We start from the raw sequence: 24,748 nt of genomic DNA on the forward strand, positions 1-24,748 counted from the left end.
CCCGCGAATCTTCAGGGATTCTCCGATTCGGCCGGGGTTGGCCGGGGCGGAGACGGCTCTATGATCGGTTTTGCAGGCGCGCGTGCGGTTCACCAGTCCAGCAGGCCGCAAGGCCGGTCATGCGATGCGGGTTTCCGCGGTTCGGCCCGTGCCGCCAGATGGCGCGCGACCGTATCGGCCGTGGCCCTGCTGGCCGCCGCCGGGCTATGGTTCGCCCCAAGCGCCGCGCACGCTCAGGAGATCACCAGGGGCGGTGGCGAAGGTGGCTTTGGTGCAGGTAATGGCGGCGGCGGCGGCGGCGGCGGTAGCGGCCTCGGTGGCAGCTTCGACGGCGCTGACGGCGATATCGGCAATGGCGGTGTCGGCGGTAATGGCGCTGGCTCCGCGGGGGCGGGGACGGGCGGCAGCCTCGGCGGAACAACGACAGCTCCTGCAATCGGCCTAGGCTACTCTGGAGGGGCGGGCGTTTCCGGCGTGGGAACGGACGGCGGCGGCGGCGGTGGAACAGGCCTTCTCTTCAATGTCTTCGATGGCCGAAACCTCGATACCGGTGGCCAGGGCATCTCCGGTGGCGACGGAGGTGATATGGCCAGCGGTGGCGGTGGCGGTGGCGGAACCGGTCTCTACAGCTTCATCGGCTCGGTGACTGTTAGCTCCAGCTCCATCGTAGGCGGCTACGGAGGCAACGCCAGCGCCGGCAGCGGCGGCGATGGCGGCGCCGGAGTGTTCCTGCGTGGCGGCGGAGCGCTCGATCTCGTCGCGGGCGCCATCCATGGTGGCAAGGGTGGCGGTAGCAGCGGTGTGCTTAGTAGCATCAGTTCGGGCGGGAATGGCGGTGTCGGTGTCGCCGGCAACTTCGCCACCATCGTCAATCGTGGCGGAATCATGGCCGGGGGGTTCGGCGGGTACGGCCTGGCCGGCAATACCAGTTTTGCCGGCCATGGTGGCATCGGTGTGTCCGCTTACAGGTCCGCGGTCAGCAATATGGCGGGCGCTTCCATGGAGGGTGGGCGCGGCGGCGATGCGCAAGGGACGGCCGGTCGCGGTGGCATTGGCGTGGCCCTAGCGGCCGGTGGCGGGAGCAGCCTGATCAATGCGGGAGCGATCACCGGCGGCCACGGCGGCGACGGCACGGGCTTTGGCGCTGGCGGAGGGGGCGGCACGGGCGTCGTCTTGAACGAGAATCGCGTCACCAATACTTCGGGTGGAACCATTACGGGCGGGGCGGGTGGAACGGCCGGCTTTGCCAATGGCGGGGTCGGCGGCTCCGGCGTCAATAGCTCGAGCGGCACGGTGATCAATGAGGCCGGGGCAAGGATCACCGGTGGCGCGGGTGGCAGCACTGTCTTCGGCGGAGCGGCTGGTGGCGATGCCGTGATCATTTCTGCGACCGGCAATCTCATCAATGCCGGTGACATTACCGGCGGCGCTGCCGCCTTCATCCCTGCCTCGAGCGCGATCGGGGGCGGGGTCGGCGTCATGGTCTCGGGCACTGGCGGCACCCGCGTCGTCAATTCCGGTCATGTAAGCGGAGGGCAGCACCATAACGGCACGCGCGCCAATGCAGTCGAGCTGACCGGTAACGGCAATGTCCTGGAGCTGTGGCAAGGCTACAGCTTCACCGGCAATGTGGTGGCGTCGGGAACCAACAACATGCTGGTGCTCGGCGGGGCCAACAGCGCGACATTCGACGTGTCGCAGCTCGGCGCCCTGGCGAGCACCGCGCAATATCAGGGCTTTGCCGGCTTCCAGAAGACCGGCACCAGTATCTGGACGTTGACGGGGACGTCGACTGACACCGCGCCCTGGACCGTCAGCGCGGGCACGCTCAGCGTCAACGGCTCGATCGCGCCCTCTTCGCTCGTCACCGTCAATGCCGGCGGCACGCTCGGCGGCACGGGCACGGTCGGCACGACGGTGGTCAATGCCGGCGGCGTGGTGGCGCCGGGCAACTCGATCGGGACGCTAACCGTCGCCGGCAATGTCGCCTTCGCGGCGGGCTCGACCTATCAGGTCGAGATCAATGCTACCGGCCAGAGCGACAGGATCGTCACTTCGGGCGCGGCGACGCTCAACGGTGGGAGGGTCGAGGTCCTGGCTGAGAACGGCAACTACGCGGCCTCGACCACCTACACCATTCTGACCGCTGCGGGCGGCGTCACCGGCCGCTTTGCCGATGCGACCTCGAATCTGGTCTTCCTGGAGCCGTCGCTCGTCTATGACAGCAACAATGTTGTTCTGACGATGACCCGCAACGCGACCAGCTTCGGTCCGGAAGGCGGTGCGGCAGGCGATTCCGTTGCCGCGACCCGCAACCAGGGCTTCATCGCCAATGCGGCTGAGCGTCTCGGTGCCGGCAATCCGGTCTACGACACGCTGCTCTCGGGCACGGCGGCCGAGGCCCGTGCCGGCTTCGACCTGCTCTCGGGCGAGGCGCATGCTCAGGCCGTCAGCGTCATGATCGACGAGAGCCGGCTGGTGCGCGAGACCATCCTCAACCGCCTGCGCGGGCCGCTGCTGACCGCTCCGGCAGGGCAGGTCGCGGCAAGCTTCTCGGCCGACCTGCCGGGCCGCAAGGGCGCGGTGCTGATGAACGCGCCGCAGCCGCGCTACGCTCTCTGGGGCGAGGCGTTCGGCGGCGCCGGCAACAGCGACGCCGACGGCAATGCCGCGAGCCAGTCGCGCCGCACGGGTGGCGCCCTGCTCGGCGCCGATCTGATGCTCTACGACGCGCCCGGCTCGTCACTGAAGGTCGGCGTCGCCGGCGGCTACAGCCAGTCGCGATTCGACCTCGACGCCCGCCGCTCATCCGGCAAGCTGGAGAGCGGCCATGCCGCGCTCTATGCCGGCGCCCGCTTCGGAGCCTTACGTCTCGACGCCGGCCTGGCCTATAGCTGGAGCGAGAGCGACATCCGCCGCCAGGTCCAGATCCGCGGCTTTGGCGACAGCCTGCGCCTGCAGCGCCCGGGCGCAGTGGCGCAGGGCTTCGCCGAGCTCGGCTATGGCTTTGCCTTCCAGGGCTTCGCGCTCGAACCCTTCGCGCAGCTCGCCCTGATCCGGGTCTCGACCGACGCCGGCACCGAGCAGGGTGGCGCCGCGGCACTGCGGGTGCTCTCCTCCGAGCAGGCCCTCGGCTTCAGCACGCTCGGCCTGCGCGCCGAGGCACAGATCGGAGCGATGCCGCTGTTCGCCCGCGCCATGCTCGGCTGGCGTCACGGCTTCGGCGAACTCACGCCGCAAGCCCGCACTGCCTTCGCGCTCGGCACCACCCCGGCCCGGGTCTTCGCCGCACCGATCGACCGCGACGCCCTCACCGCCGAGGCCGGGCTCGATTGGCGCATCTCCTCCGCCACCGCGCTCGGCCTGACCTACTCCGCCGCCATCGGCGAACGCTCAAGAGATCACGCCCTCAAGGGCAGGGTCGAGATGCGGTTCTGAGCGAAGCTGGTCATCTCCATCTTGGGCGCAGCGGAGGTACCAATCTTACATCGTTGACGCGCCTGCCGTGAGCATCAGGATCGCTCCTTCTTGGCGGAGGAGCGGGCATGATCAGGTTGGCGCTCATCACAGGCGTGGCGGTGTCGTTCGCTGTGTCTTTCTGTGTTTCGGCATCCGCGCAGGAAGGCTGCAAGCAGATCACGAGTTCCTGCTCGGCACTGTTCAGGGACTGCGAGCAGAAGTGCAACAAGGTCGGTAGTAATCCGTCGGCTTGCGTTGCCCGTGTCTGCACGCCCCCGCTCGCCGGCTGCAAGTCGAACGGCGTCTGGCGCAGCGTCCAGAGCGGATCGGCGTGCTGGGCGACCAAGAACAAGTCCTGAGCTGCCCGGGCCTCCGCCTCGAACGGAAACCTATCCGCCCAGTCGGTACTTCACGAAACCTTCGCCGGCATCGCCGATCGCCTCGGCTTTCAGCGTGTCGGGCTTCTTGCCCGCAGCCGCCGGCGAGGTCGGGAAAGTGACGTTGACGTTCGCCGGCAGGGGCTTCAGCGACCAGTTGTTGTCGGCGGCCGGATTGATCGTCTTCTTCTCGATGATGAAGCGCACGATCACGTCGCGGTTGAGGTCGGGGGCCTCCAGCACCACCGTCGTCTTGGTGCCCGGGAAATTGCCGCCGCCGGAGGCACGGTAGTTGTTGGTGACGACGATGAACTCGGCTTTTTCGTCGATCGGCTTGCCTTGATATGCGAGGTCGACGATGCGGTGCGCGTCGGGGGCGACCAGCTTGCCGTCGCCATCATAGCGCGAGGCTTGGGTTACATCGATCTGGTAGGTGACGCCGTCGATCACGTCGAAATTGAAGGCCGGGAAGCCCTGGTTCATCAGCGGCTGCTCCTCGGTCTTGGCGATGTCGATCCTGTTGAAGATGCCGGCCGAGCGCTCCAGCCATTCGCGCAATTGCGCGCCGGTGACTTTCACGATCTGCACCGTGTTCGGGTAAAGATAGATGTCGGCGACGTTCTTGATCGCGATCGACCCGGCCGGGATGTCGGTGAAGAAGGCGGGCCCGGCACGTCCGCCCGATTTGAACGGCGCGGCGGCCGAGAGGATGGGAAGGTCCTTGTGCGGCGTCTGCGCCATCAGCGGCTTGGCATAGGCGATCTGGGCCTCCGCCACGATCTGCACCGATGGGTCGTCGGCGACGAGAGCGAAATAGCTGTTGATCGGAGCGCTCGTCGTGCCGACCGGCTCGCGCATATAGGTCAGCGTCGCCTCGTGGTCGGCCTTCACGGTCGCGAGCACGGCCGCCTCGACCTCGGCCTTCGGCACGATCTTGCGGTCGGGCGTGCGCTCATAGATCGGCTTGGGATCGACCTTGAAGTCGGCGATGCGCCAGCGCCCGTCGCGCTTTTCCAGCTCGAGGTCGACGATGCCGACATGCGAGCCCCAGAAGCCGGGCTGGCAGGCCGGCTTGCCGTGCAGCGAACCCTTCTTGTTGTCGACGCCGGGAATGCCGTCGAAGGCCTTGCCGCCGGGGAAGACGAGATGCTGGTGGCCGGTCAGGACGACGTCGATGCCGTCGAGCTTGGCGAGATGCAGCGCCGCATTCTCCTCGCCGCCCTTGCGCTCGCCGCCGGCGATGCCGGAATGGCAGAGCGCGATGGTGAGGTCGGGATGGGCCTGCGCGATCTCAGGCAGATACTTTTGCGCGGCCTCCACGATGTCGGTCGCGGTCACCTTCCGGTCGAGATTGCCCTTGTCCCATTGCATGATCTGCGGCGGCACGAAGCCGATGACCGCGATGTTGAGGACATGCTTGACGCCGGCCTCGTCCTCGAAGCTCTGCTCGAAGATGCGCCAGGGCTCGACCAGCGTGCCGCCACCGACACGGTCGACATTGGCGCAGATGATCGGGAATTCTGCGCGGGCGAGGCCGTGCTCGAGGAACTCCAGCCCGTAATTGAACTCGTGGTTGCCAAGCGTGCCGCACTGATAGGGCAGGGCGTTCATCGCGGCGATCATCGGATGGGTCTCGCCGGCCTTCAGCCCCTTCTTGTAGGCGACGAAATCGCCGAGCGAGGAGCCCTGCAGGAAGTCGCCATTGTCGAAGAGCAGGCTGTTCTTCGCCTCGGCCTGTGCCGCCTTGATCAGGTTCGCCGTCTTGGCGAGGCCGACCGTGTCGTCCGGCGCGTCGCGGAAATAGTCGTAAGGCACGACATTGACGTGGAGATCGCTGGTCTCAAGCAGCCGCAGCTTGAGCTTGGCCGGCGCCTGCGCGGCCAGCGGAGTAGCGAGCGCGCCGGCAGCGGCGATCGCGGCCCCAGCCTTGAGCGTGTCGCGGCGGCTGAAACGGGCGCAGTCCATCATCGGCTCCTGGGCGAGGTGCTGCGACAGACGCTAGCACCATGGCAGGACCGTGACACGCGGGAAGATGACGCTACCGGCTCACACCCTCCATCCGCACCCGCCCGTCGGTGCCTTCCGTCCAGGCGGCGATGGCGCCATCCGCGAGCCGCTTCGCCTTCACTTGGAACGCTTCGCCGGCGATCAGCGGCGCGAGCCCGCGATAGTCGAGCCGGATCGGCTCTCCACCGGAGAGCGTCGCGATGATGTTCATGATCAGCGTCGCCTGGATCGGTCCGTGCACGACGAGCCCGGCATAGCCCTCGACGCCGGTGACATAGGGCTGGTCGTAATGGATGCGGTGGCTGTTGAAGGTGATCGCCGAATAGCGGAACAACAGCACCGGATCGGCCTCGACCGTCCAGGTCAGGTTGGCGGCGCGCGGCTCGGCCGGGACCGGAGCAGGCGCTGGTTCTTCGCCGGGCTTGGCTGCCTCGCGATAGACGATGTTGTGGCGCTCGCGCAGTGCGACGCCGCGCGCCGTGACGAGCTCGTGATCGACCGCGACGAAGCAGAGCGGGCCGGTGCGGCCGTCCTTGTAGGCGACATCGCCGATGGTCGAGCGGCGGGTGACCTCGTCGCCGGTCCGCAAGGGCGCGATGGTCTCGATCCGCCCGCCGGCCCACATGCGCCGCGGCAGTTCGACCGGCGGCAGGAACTCGCCCTTGGCGGCATGCCCGTCCTGGCCGAGCGCGGCCATCGGCGAGATCGGCGGCGCGAGGCACCAGTGCAGAGCGAGCGGCGCCTCGCCTTGCGGATATGGCGCCAGGTGAGGAGAAAATGTCGCCTCATAGCTGGCGACAAGCCGCGGCGTGATCAGGTCGGAGGCCGCTTCGGTCTTGCCGATCCAGGATTTCAGATGGTCGATGTTCATCGGGCTCAATAGCTGCGTGGCATGCCGAGCACATGCTCGGCGAGATAGGACAGGATCAGGTTGGTCGAGATCGGCGCGACCTGGTAGAGGCGGGTCTCGCGGAACTTGCGCTCGATGTCGTATTCCTCGGCGAAGCCGAAGCCGCCATGGGTCTGGATGCAGGCATTGGCCGCCTCGAAGGAGGCATCTGCCGCCAGCATCTTGGCCATGTTGGCCTCGGCGCCCGGATTCTCGCCGGCCTCGTAGAGTCGGATCGCTTCCCGCACCATCAGTTCCGCGGCGCGCATATTGGCGTAGGCCCTGGCAATCGGGAACTGGATGCCCTGGTTCTGGCCGATCGGCCGGCCGAAGACCTGACGCTCTTTCGCGTAGCTTGAGGCCTTGTCGATGAACCATTTGGCGTCGCCGACGCATTCGGCCGCGATCAGGATGCGCTCGGCATTCATGCCGGAGAGGATGTAGCGGAAGCCCTTGCCTTCCTCGCCGACGAGGTTGGCCGCCGGGACCTTCACATTGTCGAAGAAGACCTCGGTTGTGGCGTGATTCATCATCGTCCGGATCGGCCGGATGGTCAGGCCGTCCTTCAGCGCCTCGCGCATGTCGAGGATGAAGACCGAGAGCCCGTCGGTGCGTTTCGCGACCTGGTCGCGCGGGGTCGTGCGGGCGAGCAGCAGCATCAGGTCCGATTGCGCCGCCCGGCTGGTCCAGATCTTCTGGCCGTTGACGATGTAGTGGTCGCCCTCGCGCCGCGCGGTGGTCCGCAGCGCGGTCGTGTCGGTGCCGCTGGTCGGCTCGGTGACGCCGAAGGCCTGCAACCTGAGCTCGCCCGACGCGATCTTCGGCAGGTAGCGCTGCTTCTGCTCGGCGTTCCCATGCCTGAGCACCGTGCCCATCACGTACATCTGGGCATGACAGGCGCCGCCGTTGCAGCCCTGGCGCTGGATCTCTTCCATTATCACCGCGGCGGCCGAGAGGGTGAGGCCTGCGCCGCCATATTCCTCCGGGATCAGCGCCGAGAGGAAGCCACTCTCGGTCAGCGCCGTCACGAATTCAGTCGGATAGGCCATCTCGCGGTCGAGCTTGCGCCAGTACTCGCCGGGGAAATCGGCGCATAGCTTCGCGACCGCCTCGCGGATGTCGGTGTGATCATGTTCGGTTGTCATGCTCATCTCAGGCTGATCGCGCTGCCTTCGCTGCAAACTCGCGACGCAACGCTTCGTCATGCTCGCCGAGGCCAGGGGGCGCCCGCATTGGCACGCGCTTGCCGTCGACCAGCACCGGCGGCGCCAGCACCTCGACGGGGCCGTTCGGGGTCGGGACCGGCAGGGCCGTCACAGCCGGATGGGCGATCAGATCGGCCATCGTCGAGACCGTGCCATAGGCGATGCGGGCAGCGTCGAGTCCGGCAGCGGTCTCGGCGTAGGAGCGGGTGATCAGGATCGCCTGGATCGCGGCGTCGAGGGCAGGGCGGTTGCGCACGCGCAGCACATTGCTGGTAAAGCGCGGATCTTCGAGGAGACTAGTGTCCCGCAGCACGTCGCGGGCCAGGATCTGCCATTCGCGCTCGCTCTGGATCGAGATCAGCACCTCGGCATCGGCGAGGCGGAAGACGCCATAGGGCGCGATCGAGGGGTGGGCGAGGCCGAGCCGTGGCGGCTCGATCCCGCCATAGCGCCGGGTCAGATAGGGCACGTTCATCAGGTCGGCGATGGTGTCGAACAGTGAGAGCTGGATGCGCGAGCCCTCGCCGGTGCGCCCGCGCCGGATCAAGGCCTCCAGGATCGCGGCATAGGCGGCGTTGCCGGTGGCGATGTCGGCGATCGAGATGCCGATCCGCGTCGGGCCGGACTCGGCGGTGCCGGTGACGGCGGCAAGGCCGGCTTCCGCCTGGATCAGGAGGTCATAGGCCTTCTTGGTGTAGTGCGGCGTGCCCGGCGCATAACCGGAGATGTCGCAGGTGATCAGCCTGGGATGACGCTGGCGCAGTGCTTCGCTGCCGATGCCGAGCCGGTCGGTGGCGCCGGGCGCGAAGTTCTGGATAAAGACGTCGGCCTCGGCGAGCATCGCCTCGACCAGAGCGAAGTCCTTCGGATTCTTGAGATCGACCCGGCAGGATTCCTTGCCGCGGTTGATCCAGACGAAATAGGAGGACAGACCCCCGGCATAGTCGTCATAGCCCCGCGAGAAATCGCCTTCCTCGCGCTCCAGCTTGATGACGCGGGCGCCGGCATCGGCGAGCCGGCAGCTCGCCAGCGGAGCGGCCACCGCCTGCTCCAGCGCCACCACCAGGATTCCATCGAGAGCATTCACCATCAGATCGCCACGCGCCGTTCATTTTGCGCGAGACACCGATGTCGCGCCCTCGAAGTCAAATAGCGTTTTGCGATGGCCGCCATAGCGCCGCCGGCTCGCTAAGCCGATGCGGCTCCATAGAAAAAGCGTATGGCCTTCATCGCTTTATCCTACTTGTCCGGCCGGGGCGGCTATGCCCCCATTTCGATCAGGACGAGGCGCCGTTCAAGAGCGCCCGATGTCGTACGAGGTTCAGGGAGGACGCTCATGAAGACGATGAAACTCGCGCTGGCCGCGCTGGCCGGCACGCTGCTCGCAAGTTCGGCACTGGCGCAGGACAAGCCGAAGGAGCTGGTGGTCGGCATCGCCACCTTCCTGTCGGGGCCGGCCTCGGTCTTCGGCGTGCCCGGCCGCAATGCCGCCGACCTCCTGATCGCGGAGATCAACGCCAAGGGTGGCGTGCTCGGCGTGCCCCTGAAGCCGGTCTATGTCGACGAGGGCGCCGGCACCAACCAGCTGCTCTCCGAATATCGCCGCGTCGTGCAGGAGCAGGGCGCGCAGGTGATGCTCGGCGCGATCTCGTCCGGCTCCTGCAATGCGCTCGCACCCGTCGCCGAGGACCTCAAGGTCGTCAACGTGATGTGGGATTGCGGCACGCAGACCATCTTCGAGGATGGCAAGTGGAAGTATTCGGTCCGGACGCAGGCTCATGCCGGCGCCGAGATGATGGCGACGCTGCTCTACCTGATGAAGGTGAAGCCCGACTTCAAATCGGTCGCCGTGGTCAACCAGGACTATGCCTGGGGCCGTGAATCCTGGGCGCTGCTGCAGGCCGGCCTCAAGGCACTGAAGCCCGACGTCAAGGTCGTCGCCGAGCTCTTCCCGAAATTCGGCGCGCCGGATTTCTCGACCGAAATCACAAGGCTGTCGGCGCTGCGGCCCGATGTCGTGATCTCGACCTCCTGGGGCGGCGATCTCGACACCTTCGTCCAGCAGGCGGCGGCGCGCGGCCTGCTCAAGCAGTCGACCTTCGTGCTGCCGCTGGCCGAAAGCTCGCTGGAGCGGCTCGGCAATGTCCTGCCCGAAGGCGTGATTGTCGGTAGCCGCGGCGACCATTACTGGCTGCACCCGAAATACAAGAGCACGCCGGAGATGCAGTCCTTCGTCAAGGCGTACAAGGACAAGACCGGTGTCTACCCAATCTACCCGACCTTCCATATGCAGCAGGCGCTGACCGGTTTGGTGAAGGCCTATGAGAAGGCGGGCGCCGGCGGCAAATGGCCGAGCAAGGAAGAGGTCATCGCCGCCTTCGAGGGGCTGGAGTTCAAGTCGCTCACCGGCACGATCACCATCCGCGGGGATCATCAGGGGTTGGAGGATCAGTTGCTCGGCACGACCAAGCGCGTGCCGGACTATCCCTTCGCGGTCTACGACAAGATGGCGCTCTATCCCGGCAAGCTGGTGACCACGCCGCTCGGCGAGAAGTCGCTCGACTGGTTCGCCAAGGTGAAGCCCGACCTCGTCACCGACAAGTCGATCGAGACCTTCGACTACGCGAAGTGAGGCCGACGAGCCGCGGCGCGAACCCCTCCCCCTTGTGGGGAGGGGCAGGGGTGGGGGTCGAAAAGCCGGAATGCCGGATCGATCATTTGCTATTCCGTTGCTGCTAAGCCCCCGTCCTGCATCCGTTCGCCAAGCGGAGCCACCCCCACCCCAAACCCCTCCCCACAAGGGGGAAGGGGCATGCGTCGCGGATCCTCATGCCTCCTGAAATGCTCCTCCTCGCCGCGCTCGACGGCCTCGCCTATGGCTCGCTGATCTTCCTGGTCGCGGTCGGGCTGTCGCTGATCTTCGGCGTGCTCGGCATCGTCAACGTCGCCCATGGCTCGTTCTATGCGATCGGCGCCTATGTCGCGGCAGCCGGCGTGCTCGCCATCAGCGCGGCCGGGCTGCCGACCTGGCTTGCCTTTCCAACGTTGCTGATCGCGGCTGCGCTGGTCGGCATCCTCGTCGGCGGCCTCGTCGAGATCGCGCTGCTGCGTCGCGTCTACGGCAAGGAGGAGGTCCTGCAGCTGATCGTCACCTTCGCCGTTTTCATGATTCTGGAGGATGCGCAGAAGGTGGTCTTCGGTGTGCAGCCCTATTTCGCCAACGCGCCGATGAACTGGCTCGGCACGGTCGAGGTCTTCGGCATCTTCTATACCACCTACCAGCTCATCCTGATGCCGCTGGTCGCAGCTGCGGTGCTGCTCGGCCTGCGCTTCTTCCTGCGCCGGACCAGCTTCGGCCGCGCCATCGTCGCGGTGACGCAGGATCGCGAGGCCGCGACCGCGATGGGCATCGACGCGGCGCGGGTCTACCTGATCACCTTCATCATCGGCGCCTCGCTGGCGGCGCTCGGCGGCGCGCTCGCCTCGGCCACGACGTCGCTGACCCCCGGCATCGGCGCCGGCACGCTCGTCCTCTCCTTCGCGGTGGCCGCGACGGCCGGTCTCGGCCGGATCGAGGGCGCGGCGGTGGCGGCGCTGCTGATTGGGCTCGGGCGCTCTGTGGCGGTCTATTTCGCGCCGGAATTCGACGTGCTGATCCCCTATCTCATTATGATGCTCGTGCTGCTGGTCAGGCCGCAGGGCCTGTTCTCGACCGTGCAGACGAGGAAGGTGTGATGGTGCGCCAACTCGTCTTCGGCGCCGCGCTGATCGCCGCGCTCGCTGTCTTCCCGCTGTTCTCGCCCTGGTCGACGGTGATCCTCACCGTTGCCCTGTGCGAGGGGCTGGCGGCGCTCGGCATCATGGTCCTGCTGCGCGCCGGCCAGGTCTCCTTCGGCCATGGGCTGTTCTTCGCGTTCAGCGCCTATGCGGTCGCCTTCATGGCGGCAGCCAAGGTCGGCCACGAGGCACTGATCCTGATCCCGGTCGGCATGGCGGCCTCCGGCCTGCTCGCGGCCATCGTCGGCCTCTTCGTCGTGCGTTACCGCGCGATCTTCTTCGGCATGCTCAACCTCGCCATATCCATGGTGTTCTTCTCGTTGCTGGAGAAGCTGTTCTCGATCACCGGCGGCGCCGACGGCAAGCGCGTGCCGCGCCCGACCTTCGCCGGCATCGAGTTCGGCCGCGAGCAGTTCGAGCTCGCGACCTTCTACGTCACGCTGGTGCTTTGCATCCTCGCCGCGCTCTTCGTCGCCCGCTATCTGCTCTCGCCCGGCGGCAAGGCGCTGGAGGCGATCAAGTCGAACGAGACGCGGCTCGAATATCTCGGTGTCTCCCCGCGAAAAGTGCTCTACGGCGCCTATCTGCTCTCCGGCCTGCTGGCGGGGCTGGGCGGCGCGATCATCGCGCTGGTCTCGGGCCACGTCACGCCGGAGCTGGCCTATTGGGTGCGCTCGGGCGAATTCGTCTTCATCGCGATTTTGGGCGGCATCGGCGGTGTCGCCGGGCCCTTCCTCGGCGCGCTGATGTTCCAGATCATTCGCGGCTATGCCGCGGTCTACGCGCCGGAGACCTGGCATGCCGTGCTCGGCGTGATGCTGCTGGTCATCATCTTCTTCGCGCCGGCCGGCCTCTACGGCATCGTCGCCGGCAAGGCTGGCAAGGCACAGCGCGAGGAGGGCGGGCGATGAGTGGCGTCATCCTCGAAGCCGACGACCTGCATCTGCGCTTCGGCGGCGTGCAGGCCGCGAACGGCGCCTCGCTCAAGGTCGCGGCCAACGAGCGCATCGCCATCATCGGCCCGAACGGGGCCGGCAAGACCACCTTCATCAATCTCTGCACCGGCTACCTCAAGCCGCAATCCGGCCGCGTCGTCTTCAATGGGCAGGATGTGACGCGCCTCTCGCCGCAGGCGATCACCCGGCTCGGTGTCGGCCGCTCCTTCCAGATTCCGCAGCTCTTCCTCGACAACACCGTGATCGAGAACCTGCTGCTGGCGTTGTCGGCGCGCGAAGGCTCATGGTCGCCTTTCCTGCCCATGCTGCGGCATCCGAAGGCCGAGGAGATGTGGGCGCTGCTCGACCTCGTCGGCCTGCAGGAAACCGGCAACCGCATCGTCCGCGAATTGCCGGAAGGCATGCGCAAGCTGATCGACATCGCCGTTGCGCTCGCGCTCGAACCCAGGCTGATCTTCATGGATGAGCCGACCAGCGGCGTCTCTTCGACCGAGAAATTCCAGGTGATGGACACGCTGACCCGCGTCCTGGACGCCCGCGCCACCACCGCGGTCTTCGTCGAGCACGATATGGACGTCGTCGCCCGCTACGCCAATCGTGTCGCGGTCTGGACCGGCGGGCGCATCGCCCATCAGGGCACGCCGGAGGAGATCCTCAGCCATCCGGAGGTTCGCGAGACCGTGATCGGGGTAGGAGTCTGATCATGCTGGAGATCAGGGAGCTCTCGGCCGAGATCGAAGGCGTGCAGGTGCTGCGCCGGGCCACGCTGTCGCTGGAGGAGGGCGCGACCGTCGCGCTGATCGGCCGCAACGGCGCCGGCAAGACCAGCCTGCTGCGCGCCATCATGGGCTTCATGAAGGTAACTGGCGGTGCGATCAGCTTCGACGGCAAGCCGCTCGATACGGTGAAGGCTCATGAGCGGCCGCGGCTCGGCATCGGCTATGCGCCGGAGGATCGCCGGCTGTTCTCGACCTTCACCATCGAGGAGAACATCCGCCTGCCGGCCGAGGTGATGAAGCTCGGCGAGGCCGAGATCGCGAGAAGGCTGGAGCGCATCTACGCGGTGCTGCCGGAACTCGCCGACCTGCGCCAGCGTCCGGCGGCCGGTCTCTCCGGCGGCCAGGGCAAGATGGCGGCGCTCGCCCGCGCTCTGATGGTCGGCAGCCGCGTCATCCTGCTCGACGAGCCGTTCCAGGGGCTCGCCCCCGTCCTGGCCAACCGCTATGCCGCTGCCCTGCGCGCCCTGCGCGACAGCCATCCCGACATCGCCTTGCTGATCACCGAATCCAACCCCAGTCTGCTGCGCAACTTCGCAGGCCGGGCTTATGCGATCGAGCGCGGCGAGGTCAGCGAGACCGTGCTGGCGCAAAGCTCGCTCGCCGCGGCCGGGCTGCATTGAAAGCCCAGGATAAGCCCTCCCCCTTGTGGGGGGAGGGTTGGGAGGGGGGTATGCCACCTGCTGCCTGACATGATTTGCCGTGCGGCAGATGCAAGGCGTCCGACCGTGCGGCTGACTACCCCCCTCTCTAACTCTCCCCCACAAGGGGGAGAGGACAGGTCGAGGTTCGCTTCGAAGGACTTGGAAGGACGACTACATGACCCAGCACTTCATCAACGGCCGGCATGTCGCCGGGCGCACCGGCGAGACCATGGCGGTGCTCGCGCCGGCGACTGGCGAGGAGTTCACCCGCATCGCCTGCGGCAACGCCGATGACATCGACGACGCCGTGAAGGCCGCCCGCGCCGCCTATGAAGGCGCCTGGGGCAGGCTCACCGCCGCCGAGCGCGGCCGCCTGATCGCGAAGCTCGCCTTCAAGGTTCAGGATCATTTCGACGAGCTGGCGAAGATCGAGGCGCAGGACACCGGCAAGCCGATGGCGCAGGCCAGGGCCGATATCGAGGCGACGGTGCGCTATTTCGAATTCTATGGCGGCGCCGCCGACAAGGTGCACGGCCACATTATCCCGTTCCTCAACGGCTACAGCGTCAACGTCGTGCACGAGCCCTATGGCGTCACCGGCCATATCTTGCCCTGGAACTACCCGGCGCAGATGTTCGGCCGCTCGCTCACCGCCTCGCTCGCCATGGGCAATGCCGTGGTGCTGAAACCCGCCGAGGACGCCTGCCAGACGGCGCTGCGCCTCGCCGAGCTCGCCAGCGAGGTCGGCTTCCCGGACGGCGCGATCAACATCGTCACCGGCCGCGGCCATGAGGCGGGCGAGGCGCTCTGCCGCAATCCCGGCGTCGGCTTCATCTCCTTCACCGGCTCGCCGCAAGTCGGCCAGATCATCCAGAAGGCCTGCGCCGACAACTTCATCACCTGCACGCTCGAGCTCGGCGGCAAGTCGCCCCAGATCGTCTTCGACGACGCCGATTTCGATGCGGCTGTGCCGATCGTCTGCAAGGCGATCGTCCAGAACACCGGCCAGACCTGCTCGGCCGGCAGCCGCGTGCTGGTGCAGAAGACCGTCTATGACGAGTTCGTTGGCGCCGTCGCCAAGCAGTTCGCCAAGCTGCGTGCCGGCACGCCCGAGATGGACCTCGACTGCGGCCCGGTGATCAATGCCAAGCAGCGTGGCCGGGTGCAGAGCTTCGTCGACCAGGCCCGCGAGCAGGGCATTCCGGTCCTCGCCGAAGGCGCGATCGCGCAGGGCGTGCCCAATGGCGGCTTCTACGTGACCCCGACCCTGTTCGGGCAGGTGCCGCGCGGCAACCGGCTGGAGCAGGAGGAGGTCTTCGGGCCGGTGCTCGCCGCCTTCTCCTTCGAGGATGAGGAGGATGCGGTGAAGCTTGCCAACTCCACCCCTTACGGCCTCGTCGCCGGCGTCTGGACCAATAATGGCGGGCGCCAGCAGCGTGTCGCCAAGCGGGTCAGGGCCGGGCAGGTCTTCATCAACGGCTATGGCGCCGGCGGCGGCATCGAACTGCCCTTCGGTGGCACGGGCAAGAGCGGCCATGGCCGCGAGAAGGGCTTCATGGCGCTGGAGGAGTTCGCCGTCGCCAAGACGATCGTGCACAAGCACGGGTGAAGTGGAACGAGTAGATCGCGGCCAGGTTGCTATTCGAACGGAGTAGCTTTGGATCGCAGGGGAATGGGTCTTGCGCCCGGCAGCGGGCGCAACCATTGATCTACTATGGGTGGCATGCGGCCGGCAGGCGATACCGTCGAGATTCTGGAGAAGCTACTCGCGCCCTTGCAGGGCCGGCGCATTCTCGACATCGGCTGCGGCAGGGGCAACCTGCTGCAGGCGCTGGTCGAGCGCGGCGCCAGCGTCGTTGGTCTCGACCCGGATGAGGCGATGCTGGAGGTCGCGGAAAAGCTCGCGCCCAAGGCGGCGCTGAAGCACGGCTGCGCACAGCTCTTGCCTTGGGGCGATGCCAGCATGCACGCCGCGATCTTCCTCAACAGCCTGCATCACGTCCCGGTGCCCGACATGCTGCTGGCGCTGGAGGAGGCGGCACGCGTCGTCGGCAGGGGCGGCGGCATCGTCGTCATCGAGCCCTTGTCGGAAGGCTCCTTCTTCGATGCCTTGCGCCTGATCGAGGATGAGACCGAGGTCAGGCATGCGGCACAGGACGCGATCGTCCGCGCGATGCGCCGCGGCATCGTCAGCGAGAGCCGGCGGATCGAATACGATCGCGTCGAGACGTTCCCCGATGCCGCCGCCTTCATGGCACGCGCCGTCGCCGCCGACCCCTCACGGGAGGAACGGGCAGAGGCGGCGCGCGGCAAGCTGCTCGCGCGTTTCGAGGCGCTGTCGGAGCATGAGGATGGCGGCTACGTCCTGCATCAGCCGATCAGGCTGCACCATCTCAAGGTGCCGCTCGGAACGAAGCCGTCAGTCAATCCCGCAATGTTTGGCTGACGGGCAGCTGCCGCGGGTCCTTCACGCGTCCCGGCCATTCGCCGGTGATGCCGGGCTGGACCGGCCGCTCCAGATAGGTTGAGAGCACGACATAGCTGCGCGTCGCGGTGACGCCGGGCACGTCATAGATCTTCGCGAGCAGGCCTTCGAGCGCATGGGTGCTCTCGGTGCGCACCTTGAGCATCATGCAGGTGTCGCCGGCGACCGAATGAATCTCCTCGACCTCGGGATGGGCCTCGATCGCCAGGAGTGTGGTCGTCTTGCCCCAGCCGGTGGTGTCGACATGGACGAAGGCGAGCAGCGTCTTGCCTGTCGCCTCCGGCTCGATCAACGCCGCGACCCGCCTGATCACGCCGGAGCGCCGCAGCCGCTTCACCCGCTCATGCGCCGCCGGCGGCGAGAGGCCGACGCGCTCGCCGAGATCGGCGTAGCTGATCGTCGCATCCTCGACGAGAACGCCTAACAGCTTTCGGTCCATGGCATCGAGTTCGCGCTCCGCCCCGCAGCTTCGCCGAACGCCATCTGTTTTTTCAAGCATTCGCTATTCCTCGATTGAAACGGAATATCATTCGATCATTCTGCAGAAATGACGAATAAAAATCAAACGACCTCAAGCGCCGCCCGCATACCCCCAGCAGCCTATGCGCTCTGCCTGTGCATCGGGCTCGTCGGGGCGAACTCGCTGGCGCTGGGGCCGATCGCGCCGCGCGTCGCCGAAAGCTTCGCCAGCGACGTGCCGGCGGTGATGACGGCCTCCGCCGCCTTCGGCATCGGCACGGCAGCGAGCGCCTTGCTGCTCGCCGGCTTGATCGACCGCTTCGGCGCGGGCCGCATGTTGCGCTATGCCCTGCTCGCCTTCCTGGCCGCGCTCGCGGCGAGCGGGGCGGCGCCGGTTCTGCCCGCCTTCGTCGGCGCGCAGTTGCTGGCGGGCCTCGCTGCCGGCCTGGCGCTTCCGTCGATCTACACGCTCGCCGCGCTGGCGGCGCCTGCCGGCCGCGAGAGCGACACGCTCGGCGTCGTCCTGTTCGGCTGGACGCTCAGCATGGTCGCGGGCGTCTCGCTCTCGGCGGTGATCGCCGACCTGTTCGGCTGGCGCATGGTCTATGGCCTCGTCGTCGTCGCCGGGCTCGCGGCGATGGCTGGAACCACGAAGCTGACCGCCAGTGGTGCTGCGACCGGGCGCGCCGCACCGTCGCCGCTCTCCGCGTTGCGGGTGCCCGGCATCGCGCCGCTGCTGCTCGCCTGCTCCGCCTTCATGGCCTCGTTCTACGGCGTCTACGCCTATGTCGGCGATCATCTGCATCGCGTGCTGGGTCTGCCGGTCAGCGCCGGTGGCCTGCTCGCTTTGTGTTACGGCCTCGGCTTCGGGGCGACGACCTTCCTCGACCGCTGGATCGACCGCCTCGGCCCGGCCCGCCTGCTGCCGATCTTCTTTGCGGTGGTCGGCGGCGTCTATCTGGTGATGAGCCTGGTCGCTACATCCTATCCCGCATTGCTCGCCGTGGTGTTTTTCTGGGGCATGGCCAACCATGCCGGGTTGAACGTGCTGATCCTCCGGCTGGGTGCGCTCGATCCCTCCCGCCGCGGCGCGATCATGGGCCTCAACAGCAGCGTGACCTATCTCGCGCTCTTCGCCGGGACGACAGGCTTCGGGCCGCTCTATGCCCGTGCCGGCTTTCCGGCGCTCGCCGGGCTGGCGGTCGCGTTGATGTTGGTGGCGGCCCTCGCCGCGGCGCTGGCGCCCCGCGCCGTCATTCCGGGGCGGGCCGCAGGCCTGAGCCCGGAACCCAGAACCGATGCGGGCTCTTGATAGTACTGGAACTGGCCAGCCTCTTCCGGAAACGGCATCGGTTCTGGGTTCCGGGCTCGCTGCTTCGCAGCGCCCCGGAAAGACGCAGCGCTGATCACATCTGGATGACGTGCCGGATCGTCCGGCCTTCGTTCAGCGCGTCGAAGCCTTCATTGATCCCCTCGAGCGGGCTTGAGCTGGTCCAGAGCTTGTCGACCGGCATGCGGCCGCGCTGATAGAGGTCGATGAAGCGCGGGATGTCGCGCACCGGGATGCAGGAGCCGACATAGGAGCCCTTCAGCGTCCGCTCCTCGCCGACGAGCCGGACCGGCGCCAGCGCCATCGTATGCGCCGGGTTGGCGAGGCCGGCAGTCGTCGTCGTGCCGCCGCGCCGCGTGATCTGGTAGGCGAGCTCCAGCGCCTTGACCGAGCCGGCCATCTCCAGCCCGTGATCGACGCCACCCTTGGTGGCGGCGCGGATCGCCTCGACGACATCGGGCGCGCCGGCATTGAAAGTGTCGGTCGCGCCGAGCTCGCGGGCGATCCTGAGCTTCTCGTCCGAGAGGTCGACAGCGATGACGCGGGCTGCCCCGCAGGCGGCTGCCCCGAGCAAAGCGGAGAGGCCGACGCCACCGAGACCGACGACCGCCACCGTCTCACCGGCGCGGACCTTGGCGGTGTTCACCGCCGCGCCAACGCCGGTCAGCACCGCGCAGCCGAACAGGGCCGCGATCTCATGCGGGATGTCGGCCTCGATCTTCACCAGCGAATGACGTGACATCACCGCATGCTCGGCGAAGGCGGAAACGCCGACATGATGGTGCACCGGCTTGCCGTTCTGCGAGAGGCGGCGACCGCCGGCCATCAGCTCGCCGACGCCATTGGCGGCATTGCCGGGCTCGCACAAAGCAGGGCGCCCCTCGCTGCACGGCGCGCAATGGCCGCAGGAGGGCACGAAGACCATGACGACGCGGTCACCCCTTTTCAGGTCGGTGACGCCCAGCCCGACCTCCTCGACCTCGCCGGCCGCCTCATGGCCGAGCACCATCGGCACCGGGCGCGGCCGGTTGCCGTCGATCACCGAGAGGTCGGAATGGCAGAGGCCGGCGGCGCGGACCCTGACCAGCACCTCGCCCATTCCAGGCGGGGCGAGCTCGACCTCCTCGATCCGGAGCGGCTTCGACTGCGCATAGGGCGCGGCGACGGGGCTTGCGTGCAGGACGGCGGCGCGGGTCTTCAAGGCGTATCCTCGTGGCTTCGATTTTTCATCTCAGCCCTCATCCTGAGGAGCGATCCGGAGGATCGCGTCTCGAAGGATGCTCCAGCTGGTTCCAGAGCCTCCTGAAGCATCCTTCGAGACGCCGCTGCGCGGCTCCTCAGGATGAGGGCTGAGGATGGCTGTAAGAGTGGGCGGTGCCGCCGCCGCCTGTCAAAGACGAAATCCCGATCAGCCGTATAAGGCCGGCGGATCGCTTTCGTCGCCGAGCGTCGCGGTCCAGCTCTCCTCGGTGACGAGGCCGCGCAGGATCTCCCAGGAGAGCTGGCCGATGGCGCGGGCCGCGGCCGTCATCGGCCGCTCGGTCGAATAGGCGAGATAGACCTTGCGATAGAGCGACGGCTGCTCGATCGGCCAGGTCTGGAAGGTACCGGCCTTCTCCTGCGCCCGCACCGCCATGCGCGGCAGGATGCCGTAGCCGAGGCCGCGTTCGGCCAGGCGCTTGATCTGCGCATAGGATTCGATCTCGACCGCGGCATGGACGGTGGCGTTGATGCCGGCCGCCGCCTCGTCGATCTGGTCGCGCAGGCCATGGCCAGGGCCGGGCAGGATCAGGTCGAGCCCGGCCGCCTCGCTCAGCGTCACCGCCTTGCCCGGCGAGGTCTTCAGCGCCGTCAGCGCCGGCACGCCGAACAGGCAGAGCTCCTCGGTCAGGATGTGGTGGATGCCGAGCCCCTTCGGGTCCGAGGTCGAGTAGATCACCGCGAGATCGACCTCGCCCTTGCGCAACCAGTCGAGCACAAAGCCGCTCATCGCCTCGGCGATGCGGATGCGCACATCCGGATAGCGCTCCTGCGTCGCCTCGATCAGCGGCACGCTGAACTGCTCGCTGACGGTGCCGGGCAGGCCGATGCGGACCTCGCCGGCCGGCGCCGCCTGTTCGCCGCGGACGCTGTCGCGCAGTTCGGCGAATTCGGCGAGGATAATGCGGGCCTTGGCGAGCAGGCGCTCGCCGGCCTCCGTCGGCTGCACGCCGCGCGTGCCGCGATGCAGCAGGGCGACGCCGAGCTCGTCCTCCATATGGCGCAGATGCTGGCTCAGGGCAGGCTGCGCCACCCTGAGCTTGAGTGCCGCCTTGGAGAACGAACCCTGTTCGACGATGGCCGTGAAATAGCGCAACTGGCGCAGATCCATCGCCGCCCCGTTCCCTCTCATTGGCTCGCGAGCGCGAGCTTTCGCTTATGCAGACTAGAGCGAAGCCTTATTGGCCGTCCACTCCGCAGGCGTGCATCTTTCCCTCCCGGCAAGGCCTGACGCGACGCCAGGCCACCCGGCGAAGAAGACGGCGCCCGACGCCGCTCCCCTTTCATCCGGAGGAACGCCATGTCGAAGCTGCTCATTCCACCCACCAGCCGCCGAAGCTTCCTCACCGGCGCGGCAGCGCTCGCTGCCGGTACGGCCTTGCCGGGCAGCGCTTCCGCCAAGGCTCCGCTCGCAAACAGTCAGGTGCCCTATTACTACCGCTTCGCGCTCGGACAGGCCGAGGTGACGGTGGTCTCGGACGGGCCGCTGCCGCTCGGCGATCCCGGCTCCAGCTTCCTCGGCCTGCCGAAGGAACAGGTCTACGGCCTGCTGGAGACGAACTTCCTGCCCAAGGACAATGTCGTGCTCGAGCAGAACATCCCGATCGTCAATTTCGGCGACCGGCTGGTGATGTTCGACACCGGCATGGGCTTCTCCAAGGCCTTCGGCCCAACCACGGGACGGCTGCTGAAGAGCATGCAGGAAGCCGGCATCGACCCGGCATCCATCGACGCGATCGTCTGCAGCCACGCCCATATCGACCATACCGGCGGCATCTGCTCGGCCGAGGGCAAGCCCAACTTCCCGAACGCGCAGATCTATATCAGCCAGGTCGACCATGATTACTGGCTCGACGATGCCCGGCTCGGCACGCCGTTCAAGGCCTTTGGCGAGCATGCCCGCGCCAACCTGCGGCCGGTGCGCGACCGCATCGTCTTCTTCAAGGACGGGCAGGAGTTCCTGCCGGGCATCACCGCGATCTCGGCGCCGGGCCATAGCCCCGGCCACACCATCTTCAACGTCTCCTCAGGTGGGAAGTCGTTCACCTTCCTCGGCGACCTGACCCATCACCCGGTGCTGCTCACCGAGAACCCGCGTGTCGAGTTCGCCTATGACTGGGACCCGAAGATGTCGGTGCAGTCGCGGGTGAAGCTGCTCACCATGCTGGCCGAGCAGAAGACGCCGGTGATGTCCTATCACTTCGCCTGGCCGGGCTTCGGCAACCTTGCCAAGGCCGGCGATGGTTTCCGATACTACCCAGCGCCGATGCAGATGCTGCGCGGCTGAGTCGGTCCTCTCCCCAGGCTCAGTCTGTGCGGCGGCCATGGGTGCCTGGGCGCGGCCCCGGGCACCCATGGCCACAATCGTTTTCGACGCGGTGGTTTTCGGACAGCCCGCGTCACATTGGTTCCGGATGACCTAGTCGTCGTGCAGCGGGCGCGGCACCGTCACGGGCCGCGCCTCGCGCGCCTGCGCAGCGAGCCGCACCGGCGCATTGACCGCACCGAAGCCGGCATAGCCGCCACGCCGCTCGACGATCTCGAAGAAGAAGCGCTGCGCGAAGACGTGGGTGTAGACCTGCAGGAACTCGGCCTCGCCGTCGCGGTCATAAAGGATGTGGTGCTCGCGCAGCCGGTCGAGGAAAGCCGGCTCCAGCCCGTAGCGCGCCTCCAGGTCGTCGTAATAGTTCTCGGGAATATCGAGGAAATCGAGCCCGACGGCGCGCATCGCCGTCACGGCCGCGAAGATGTCCGGCGAGGTGAAGGCGATGTGCTGCACGCCCGAGCCGAAATGCTCGGAGACGAAGCGCGAGGACAGCGTCCGCGTCGCCTGCGAGCCGTTGAGTATGAGGCGGACCGAGCCGTTCGCAGCGACCAGCGGCCGGCTCTGCACGAGCCCAGCGGGGTCGGCAATGGCGAGCTGCGGGATGCGGTCGAGCGCGAACAGCGACGTGTAGAACAGCAGCCAGGACAGCATCTCGTCATAGTCCATCGACTGCGAGATGTGGTCGACATCGGTGAGCAGGGCAGGGGCATTGCTGCCGGCATCGGTGGCGATGAAGTCGTCATGCCAGCTCTGCGCGCCGTCATGGCGCGGCTCGGTAAAGTAGATCAGGCTGCCGCCGACGCCGCGGATCGCCGGGATCTCCATCTCGCCCGGCCCGACCGACTGCTCGAAGGTCGTGTCCTTCAGTGCCCGGGCGCGCGCCATCGTCGCCGCGACATTGGCGACGCGTAGCGCCAGCGCGCAGACGCCGGGGCCATGCATGATCGCATGCGATTGGGCGAAGCCGTCCTTCTCGGTGTTGACGATCAGGTTGATCCCGCCCTGGCTCCAGCGCGTCACCGCCTTGCTGCGATGCTCGCCGCTCTTGTGGAAGCCGAGCGCGCTGAACAGACTGGACAGTGCCTGCGCCGGCTCCTCGTCGAGCGCGAATTCGAGGAACTCGACGCCGAGCAGCGGCGCGCGGTCGGGCATCTCCGCCTTGGCGGGATCGTTCAGCCGGGCCGTCTGGTCGGCGAGCTGGATCAGCGAGCGCAGCCCGTCGACCGCGACGCGCTTGGCCGAGCCGGCGCGGAACTGGTCGTTGAAAATCTCGAGCGAGAGCGGGCCGGCATAGCCGGTCGCCTCGACTGCTTGCAGGAAATCGGCGACGGCAAGGTCACCCTGGCCGGGGAAGTTGCGGAAGTGCCGGCTCCAGCTCAGCACGTCCATGTCGAGCAGTGGGGCATCGGCGAGCTGGACCAGCTCGATCCGGTCGCCGGGGATCGAGGAGATCGGCTCCAGCGGCGAGCGCCGCGCCAGCGTATGGAAGGAATCGAGGATCAGGCCGATGCGCTCATGATTGGCCCGGCGCACGATCTCCCAGGCGTCGCGATAGTCGTTGACATGGCGGCCCCAGGCCAGCGCCTCGAAGCCGACGCGCACGCCATGCTTCGCAGCGAGATCGCCGAGCTCGTTGAGGTCATGGGCGGCGCGGTCGATGCCCCCAGCGATTGCGGCGAGACGTTCGAACAGATCAGCATCAGCCTGGCGCCGAGCTCGTTCATCAGTTCGAACTTGCGCCGGGCCCGCTCGAAGGTGCGGTTGCGCAGCGGTTCCGGCATGCCCTCGAAATCGCGGAAGGGCTGGAACGCGACGATGGCTAGGTTGAGGTCGGCGATCATCTTGCCGACATCGCGCGGATTGCCGTCGAAGGTCAGGAAGTCGTTCTCGAAGACCTCGACCCCGTCGAAGCCCGCTGCGGCGATGGCCTGGAGCTTGTCGGCGAGATCGCCGGAGAGCGAGACGGTGGCGATCGAGGTCGGGTTCATGGTTCAAGCCGCTTCCGTCATGGCGCCGCCGAGGAAGAGCTGGGCGACGCGGGGGTCGGCGAGAATGTCCGCTGCTGGGCCCTGCATGCGGGTCTGGCCGAGCTCCAGCACCAGGCCTTCGTCGGAGATTTCCAGCGCCGAGCGTGCGTTCTGCTCGATCATCAGGATGGTGACGCCCTTGGCGCGCAGCTCCTTCAGGATGTCGAAGGTCTCCTGCACCAGCATCGGCGAGAGGCCGATCGAGGGCTCGTCGATCAGCACGAGCTTGGGGTCGAGCAGGAGCCCGCGCACGATCTCGAGCTGTTTCTGCTGGCCGCCCGAGAGCGTCGAGGCCTGGACATCGGCCTTGGCGCGCAGCGACGGGAAGCGGTCGAGGGCCGCCTCGATGCGCTTTGGCATATCGGTGATCTGGCTGCCGGCAGCGACCGCGCCGAGTTCGATATTGTGGCGCACCGAGAGCTCGGGGAAGATGTTGCGGCCCTGCGGCACATAGCAGATGCCGGCCTCCAGCAGCTTGCGCTGGTTCCAGTTGGTGATCTCCCGACCTTCCAGCCGGATATGGCCGTGGCGCACCTTGAGCAGGCCGAAGATCGCCTTGAACACGGTCGACTTGCCGGCGCCGTTCGGGCCGATCACGGTGGTGATGGCGGCGCGCGGTACCTTGAAGGTCGTGCCGTTGAGGATGGTCATGGCGCCGTAGCCGCCGACCACGCTGTCGAGTTCGAGGATGGGAGTGGTCATCACGGGCTTCCTTGTAAAGCGAGGAACCGCGCAAGCCCTCCCCCTTGTGGGGGGAGGGTTGGGAGGGGG

The 24,748-nt window shown here is 67.3% G+C and carries 19 protein-coding genes and 1 pseudogene; 10 read left to right on the top strand and 10 right to left on the bottom strand.

Annotated elements, in window-relative coordinates:
* Positions 1-180: 180 nt before the first annotated feature.
* Positions 181-3,438: an autotransporter outer membrane beta-barrel domain-containing protein gene (locus QO058_RS24115; protein WP_284168749.1), complete on the top strand. Its 3,258-nt coding sequence runs from the start codon at positions 181-183 to the stop codon at positions 3,436-3,438.
* 10 nt (positions 3,439-3,448) lie between these two features.
* Here QO058_RS24115 and QO058_RS24120 read toward each other — a convergent pair whose 3' ends face one another.
* The 5 genes from QO058_RS24120 to QO058_RS24140 all read right to left on the bottom strand — a co-directional run bounded on the left by QO058_RS24120 (position 3,449) and on the right by QO058_RS24140 (position 9,027).
* Positions 3,449-3,805 (bottom strand): hypothetical protein, encoded by a 357-nt coding sequence (locus QO058_RS24120; protein WP_284168750.1) that lies wholly within the window; start codon positions 3,803-3,805, stop codon positions 3,449-3,451.
* A 43-nt stretch (positions 3,806-3,848) separates the two neighbouring features.
* A complete protein-coding gene (locus tag QO058_RS24125) occupies positions 3,849-5,801 on the bottom strand; it encodes a bifunctional 2',3'-cyclic-nucleotide 2'-phosphodiesterase/3'-nucleotidase (RefSeq protein WP_284168752.1) in 1,953 nt (650 codons plus the stop codon).
* 73 nt (positions 5,802-5,874) lie between these two features.
* Positions 5,875-6,714, bottom strand: coding sequence for an HTD2 family dehydratase (locus QO058_RS24130; protein ID WP_284168753.1), 840 nt, complete (start codon positions 6,712-6,714; stop codon positions 5,875-5,877).
* A gap of 5 nt (positions 6,715-6,719) precedes the next feature.
* Positions 6,720-7,877, bottom strand: a complete 1,158-nt coding sequence (locus tag QO058_RS24135) for an acyl-CoA dehydrogenase family protein (RefSeq protein WP_284168754.1) — start codon at positions 7,875-7,877, stop codon at positions 6,720-6,722.
* A gap of 7 nt (positions 7,878-7,884) precedes the next feature.
* On the bottom strand, positions 7,885-9,027 hold the full coding sequence (locus QO058_RS24140; protein ID WP_284168756.1) for a CaiB/BaiF CoA transferase family protein: 1,143 nt from the start codon (positions 9,025-9,027) through the stop codon (positions 7,885-7,887).
* A gap of 246 nt (positions 9,028-9,273) precedes the next feature.
* On the opposite strand from QO058_RS24140, the gene QO058_RS24145 reads away from it, so the two are divergent.
* From QO058_RS24145 to QO058_RS24175, 7 genes are all read left to right on the top strand, one after another.
* Positions 9,274-10,569 carry an ABC transporter substrate-binding protein gene (locus QO058_RS24145; RefSeq protein ID WP_284168757.1) on the top strand — a complete coding sequence of 432 codons (1,296 nt, stop codon included), beginning with the start codon at positions 9,274-9,276 and terminating at the stop codon, positions 10,567-10,569.
* 209 nt (positions 10,570-10,778) lie between these two features.
* Positions 10,779-11,672 (top strand): branched-chain amino acid ABC transporter permease, encoded by an 894-nt coding sequence (locus QO058_RS24150; protein ID WP_284168758.1) that lies wholly within the window; start codon positions 10,779-10,781, stop codon positions 11,670-11,672.
* Positions 11,672-12,625, top strand: coding sequence for a branched-chain amino acid ABC transporter permease (locus tag QO058_RS24155; RefSeq protein ID WP_284168759.1), 954 nt, complete (start codon positions 11,672-11,674; stop codon positions 12,623-12,625). The genes QO058_RS24150 and QO058_RS24155 overlap by 1 nt, the downstream gene beginning before the upstream one ends.
* Entirely contained in the window at positions 12,622-13,371 is a 750-nt protein-coding gene (locus QO058_RS24160) for an ABC transporter ATP-binding protein (RefSeq protein ID WP_284168761.1), read from the top strand. The genes QO058_RS24155 and QO058_RS24160 overlap by 4 nt, the downstream gene beginning before the upstream one ends.
* 2 nt (positions 13,372-13,373) lie before the next feature.
* Positions 13,374-14,069, top strand: a complete 696-nt coding sequence (locus tag QO058_RS24165) for an ABC transporter ATP-binding protein (RefSeq protein WP_284168762.1) — start codon at positions 13,374-13,376, stop codon at positions 14,067-14,069.
* Positions 14,070-14,265: 196 nt separating this feature from the next.
* A complete protein-coding gene (locus tag QO058_RS24170) occupies positions 14,266-15,699 on the top strand; it encodes an aldehyde dehydrogenase family protein (RefSeq protein WP_284168763.1) in 1,434 nt (477 codons plus the stop codon).
* 105 nt (positions 15,700-15,804) lie between these two features.
* Positions 15,805-16,536, top strand: a complete 732-nt coding sequence (locus QO058_RS24175; RefSeq protein ID WP_284168764.1) for a class I SAM-dependent methyltransferase — start codon at positions 15,805-15,807, stop codon at positions 16,534-16,536.
* On the opposite strand, the gene QO058_RS24180 is transcribed toward QO058_RS24175, so the two are convergent.
* A complete protein-coding gene (locus QO058_RS24180; RefSeq protein WP_284168765.1) occupies positions 16,514-17,074 on the bottom strand; it encodes an Lrp/AsnC family transcriptional regulator in 561 nt (186 codons plus the stop codon). The two genes, QO058_RS24175 and QO058_RS24180, sit on opposite strands and share 23 nt — an antisense overlap.
* Before the next feature lie 48 nt (positions 17,075-17,122).
* On the opposite strand from QO058_RS24180, the gene QO058_RS24185 reads away from it, so the two are divergent.
* Positions 17,123-18,346 (top strand): MFS transporter, encoded by a 1,224-nt coding sequence (locus QO058_RS24185; protein WP_284168766.1) that lies wholly within the window; start codon positions 17,123-17,125, stop codon positions 18,344-18,346.
* Between the two features lie 94 nt (positions 18,347-18,440).
* Here QO058_RS24185 and QO058_RS24190 read toward each other — a convergent pair whose 3' ends face one another.
* Both QO058_RS24190 and QO058_RS24195 read right to left on the bottom strand, forming a co-directional pair.
* Positions 18,441-19,565, bottom strand: coding sequence for a zinc-dependent alcohol dehydrogenase family protein (locus QO058_RS24190; protein WP_284168767.1), 1,125 nt, complete (start codon positions 19,563-19,565; stop codon positions 18,441-18,443).
* Positions 19,566-19,772: 207 nt separating this feature from the next.
* On the bottom strand, positions 19,773-20,735 hold the full coding sequence (locus QO058_RS24195; RefSeq protein WP_284168768.1) for a LysR family transcriptional regulator: 963 nt from the start codon (positions 20,733-20,735) through the stop codon (positions 19,773-19,775).
* Positions 20,736-20,924: 189 nt separating this feature from the next.
* Between QO058_RS24195 and QO058_RS24200 the strand changes: the two genes are divergently transcribed.
* Positions 20,925-21,911, top strand: coding sequence for an MBL fold metallo-hydrolase (locus tag QO058_RS24200; RefSeq protein ID WP_284168769.1), 987 nt, complete (start codon positions 20,925-20,927; stop codon positions 21,909-21,911).
* Positions 21,912-22,043: 132 nt separating this feature from the next.
* On the opposite strand, the pseudogene QO058_RS24205 reads toward QO058_RS24200, so the two are convergent.
* Together QO058_RS24205 and QO058_RS24210 are read right to left on the bottom strand one after the other, a co-directional pair.
* Positions 22,044-23,938, bottom strand: a pseudogene (locus QO058_RS24205) (bifunctional sugar phosphate isomerase/epimerase/4-hydroxyphenylpyruvate dioxygenase family protein).
* 3 nt (positions 23,939-23,941) lie between these two features.
* Positions 23,942-24,679, bottom strand: coding sequence for an ABC transporter ATP-binding protein (locus QO058_RS24210; protein WP_284168770.1), 738 nt, complete (start codon positions 24,677-24,679; stop codon positions 23,942-23,944).
* Positions 24,680-24,748 lie beyond the last annotated feature (69 nt).

Origin of the sequence: Bosea vestrisii, assembly GCF_030144325.1 — a bacterium.
GTDB classification, from domain to species: Bacteria; Pseudomonadota; Alphaproteobacteria; order Rhizobiales; family Beijerinckiaceae; genus Allobosea; species Allobosea vestrisii_A.

What these genes read in the sequence shown, in the direction of transcription:
- QO058_RS24180 (WP_284168765.1), bottom strand. Translation starts at nt 17,074, where the DNA reads ATGCTTGAAAAAACAGATGGCGTTCGGCGAAGCTGCGGGGCGGAGCGC.
- QO058_RS24150 (WP_284168758.1), top strand. Translation starts at nt 10,779, where the DNA reads ATGCTCCTCCTCGCCGCGCTCGACGGCCTCGCCTATGGCTCGCTGATC.
- QO058_RS24210 (WP_284168770.1), bottom strand. Translation starts at nt 24,679, where the DNA reads ATGACCACTCCCATCCTCGAACTCGACAGCGTGGTCGGCGGCTACGGC.
- QO058_RS24200 (WP_284168769.1), top strand. Translation starts at nt 20,925, where the DNA reads ATGTCGAAGCTGCTCATTCCACCCACCAGCCGCCGAAGCTTCCTCACC.
- QO058_RS24165 (WP_284168762.1), top strand. Translation starts at nt 13,374, where the DNA reads ATGCTGGAGATCAGGGAGCTCTCGGCCGAGATCGAAGGCGTGCAGGTG.
- QO058_RS24135 (WP_284168754.1), bottom strand. Translation starts at nt 7,877, where the DNA reads ATGACAACCGAACATGATCACACCGACATCCGCGAGGCGGTCGCGAAG.
- QO058_RS24185 (WP_284168766.1), top strand. Translation starts at nt 17,123, where the DNA reads ATGACGAATAAAAATCAAACGACCTCAAGCGCCGCCCGCATACCCCCA.
- QO058_RS24155 (WP_284168759.1), top strand. Translation starts at nt 11,672, where the DNA reads ATGGTGCGCCAACTCGTCTTCGGCGCCGCGCTGATCGCCGCGCTCGCT.
- QO058_RS24170 (WP_284168763.1), top strand. Translation starts at nt 14,266, where the DNA reads ATGACCCAGCACTTCATCAACGGCCGGCATGTCGCCGGGCGCACCGGC.
- QO058_RS24175 (WP_284168764.1), top strand. Translation starts at nt 15,805, where the DNA reads ATGGGTGGCATGCGGCCGGCAGGCGATACCGTCGAGATTCTGGAGAAG.
- QO058_RS24140 (WP_284168756.1), bottom strand. Translation starts at nt 9,027, where the DNA reads ATGGTGAATGCTCTCGATGGAATCCTGGTGGTGGCGCTGGAGCAGGCG.
- QO058_RS24160 (WP_284168761.1), top strand. Translation starts at nt 12,622, where the DNA reads ATGAGTGGCGTCATCCTCGAAGCCGACGACCTGCATCTGCGCTTCGGC.
- QO058_RS24130 (WP_284168753.1), bottom strand. Translation starts at nt 6,714, where the DNA reads ATGAACATCGACCATCTGAAATCCTGGATCGGCAAGACCGAAGCGGCC.
- QO058_RS24195 (WP_284168768.1), bottom strand. Translation starts at nt 20,735, where the DNA reads ATGGATCTGCGCCAGTTGCGCTATTTCACGGCCATCGTCGAACAGGGT.
- QO058_RS24145 (WP_284168757.1), top strand. Translation starts at nt 9,274, where the DNA reads ATGAAGACGATGAAACTCGCGCTGGCCGCGCTGGCCGGCACGCTGCTC.
- QO058_RS24125 (WP_284168752.1), bottom strand. Translation starts at nt 5,801, where the DNA reads ATGGACTGCGCCCGTTTCAGCCGCCGCGACACGCTCAAGGCTGGGGCC.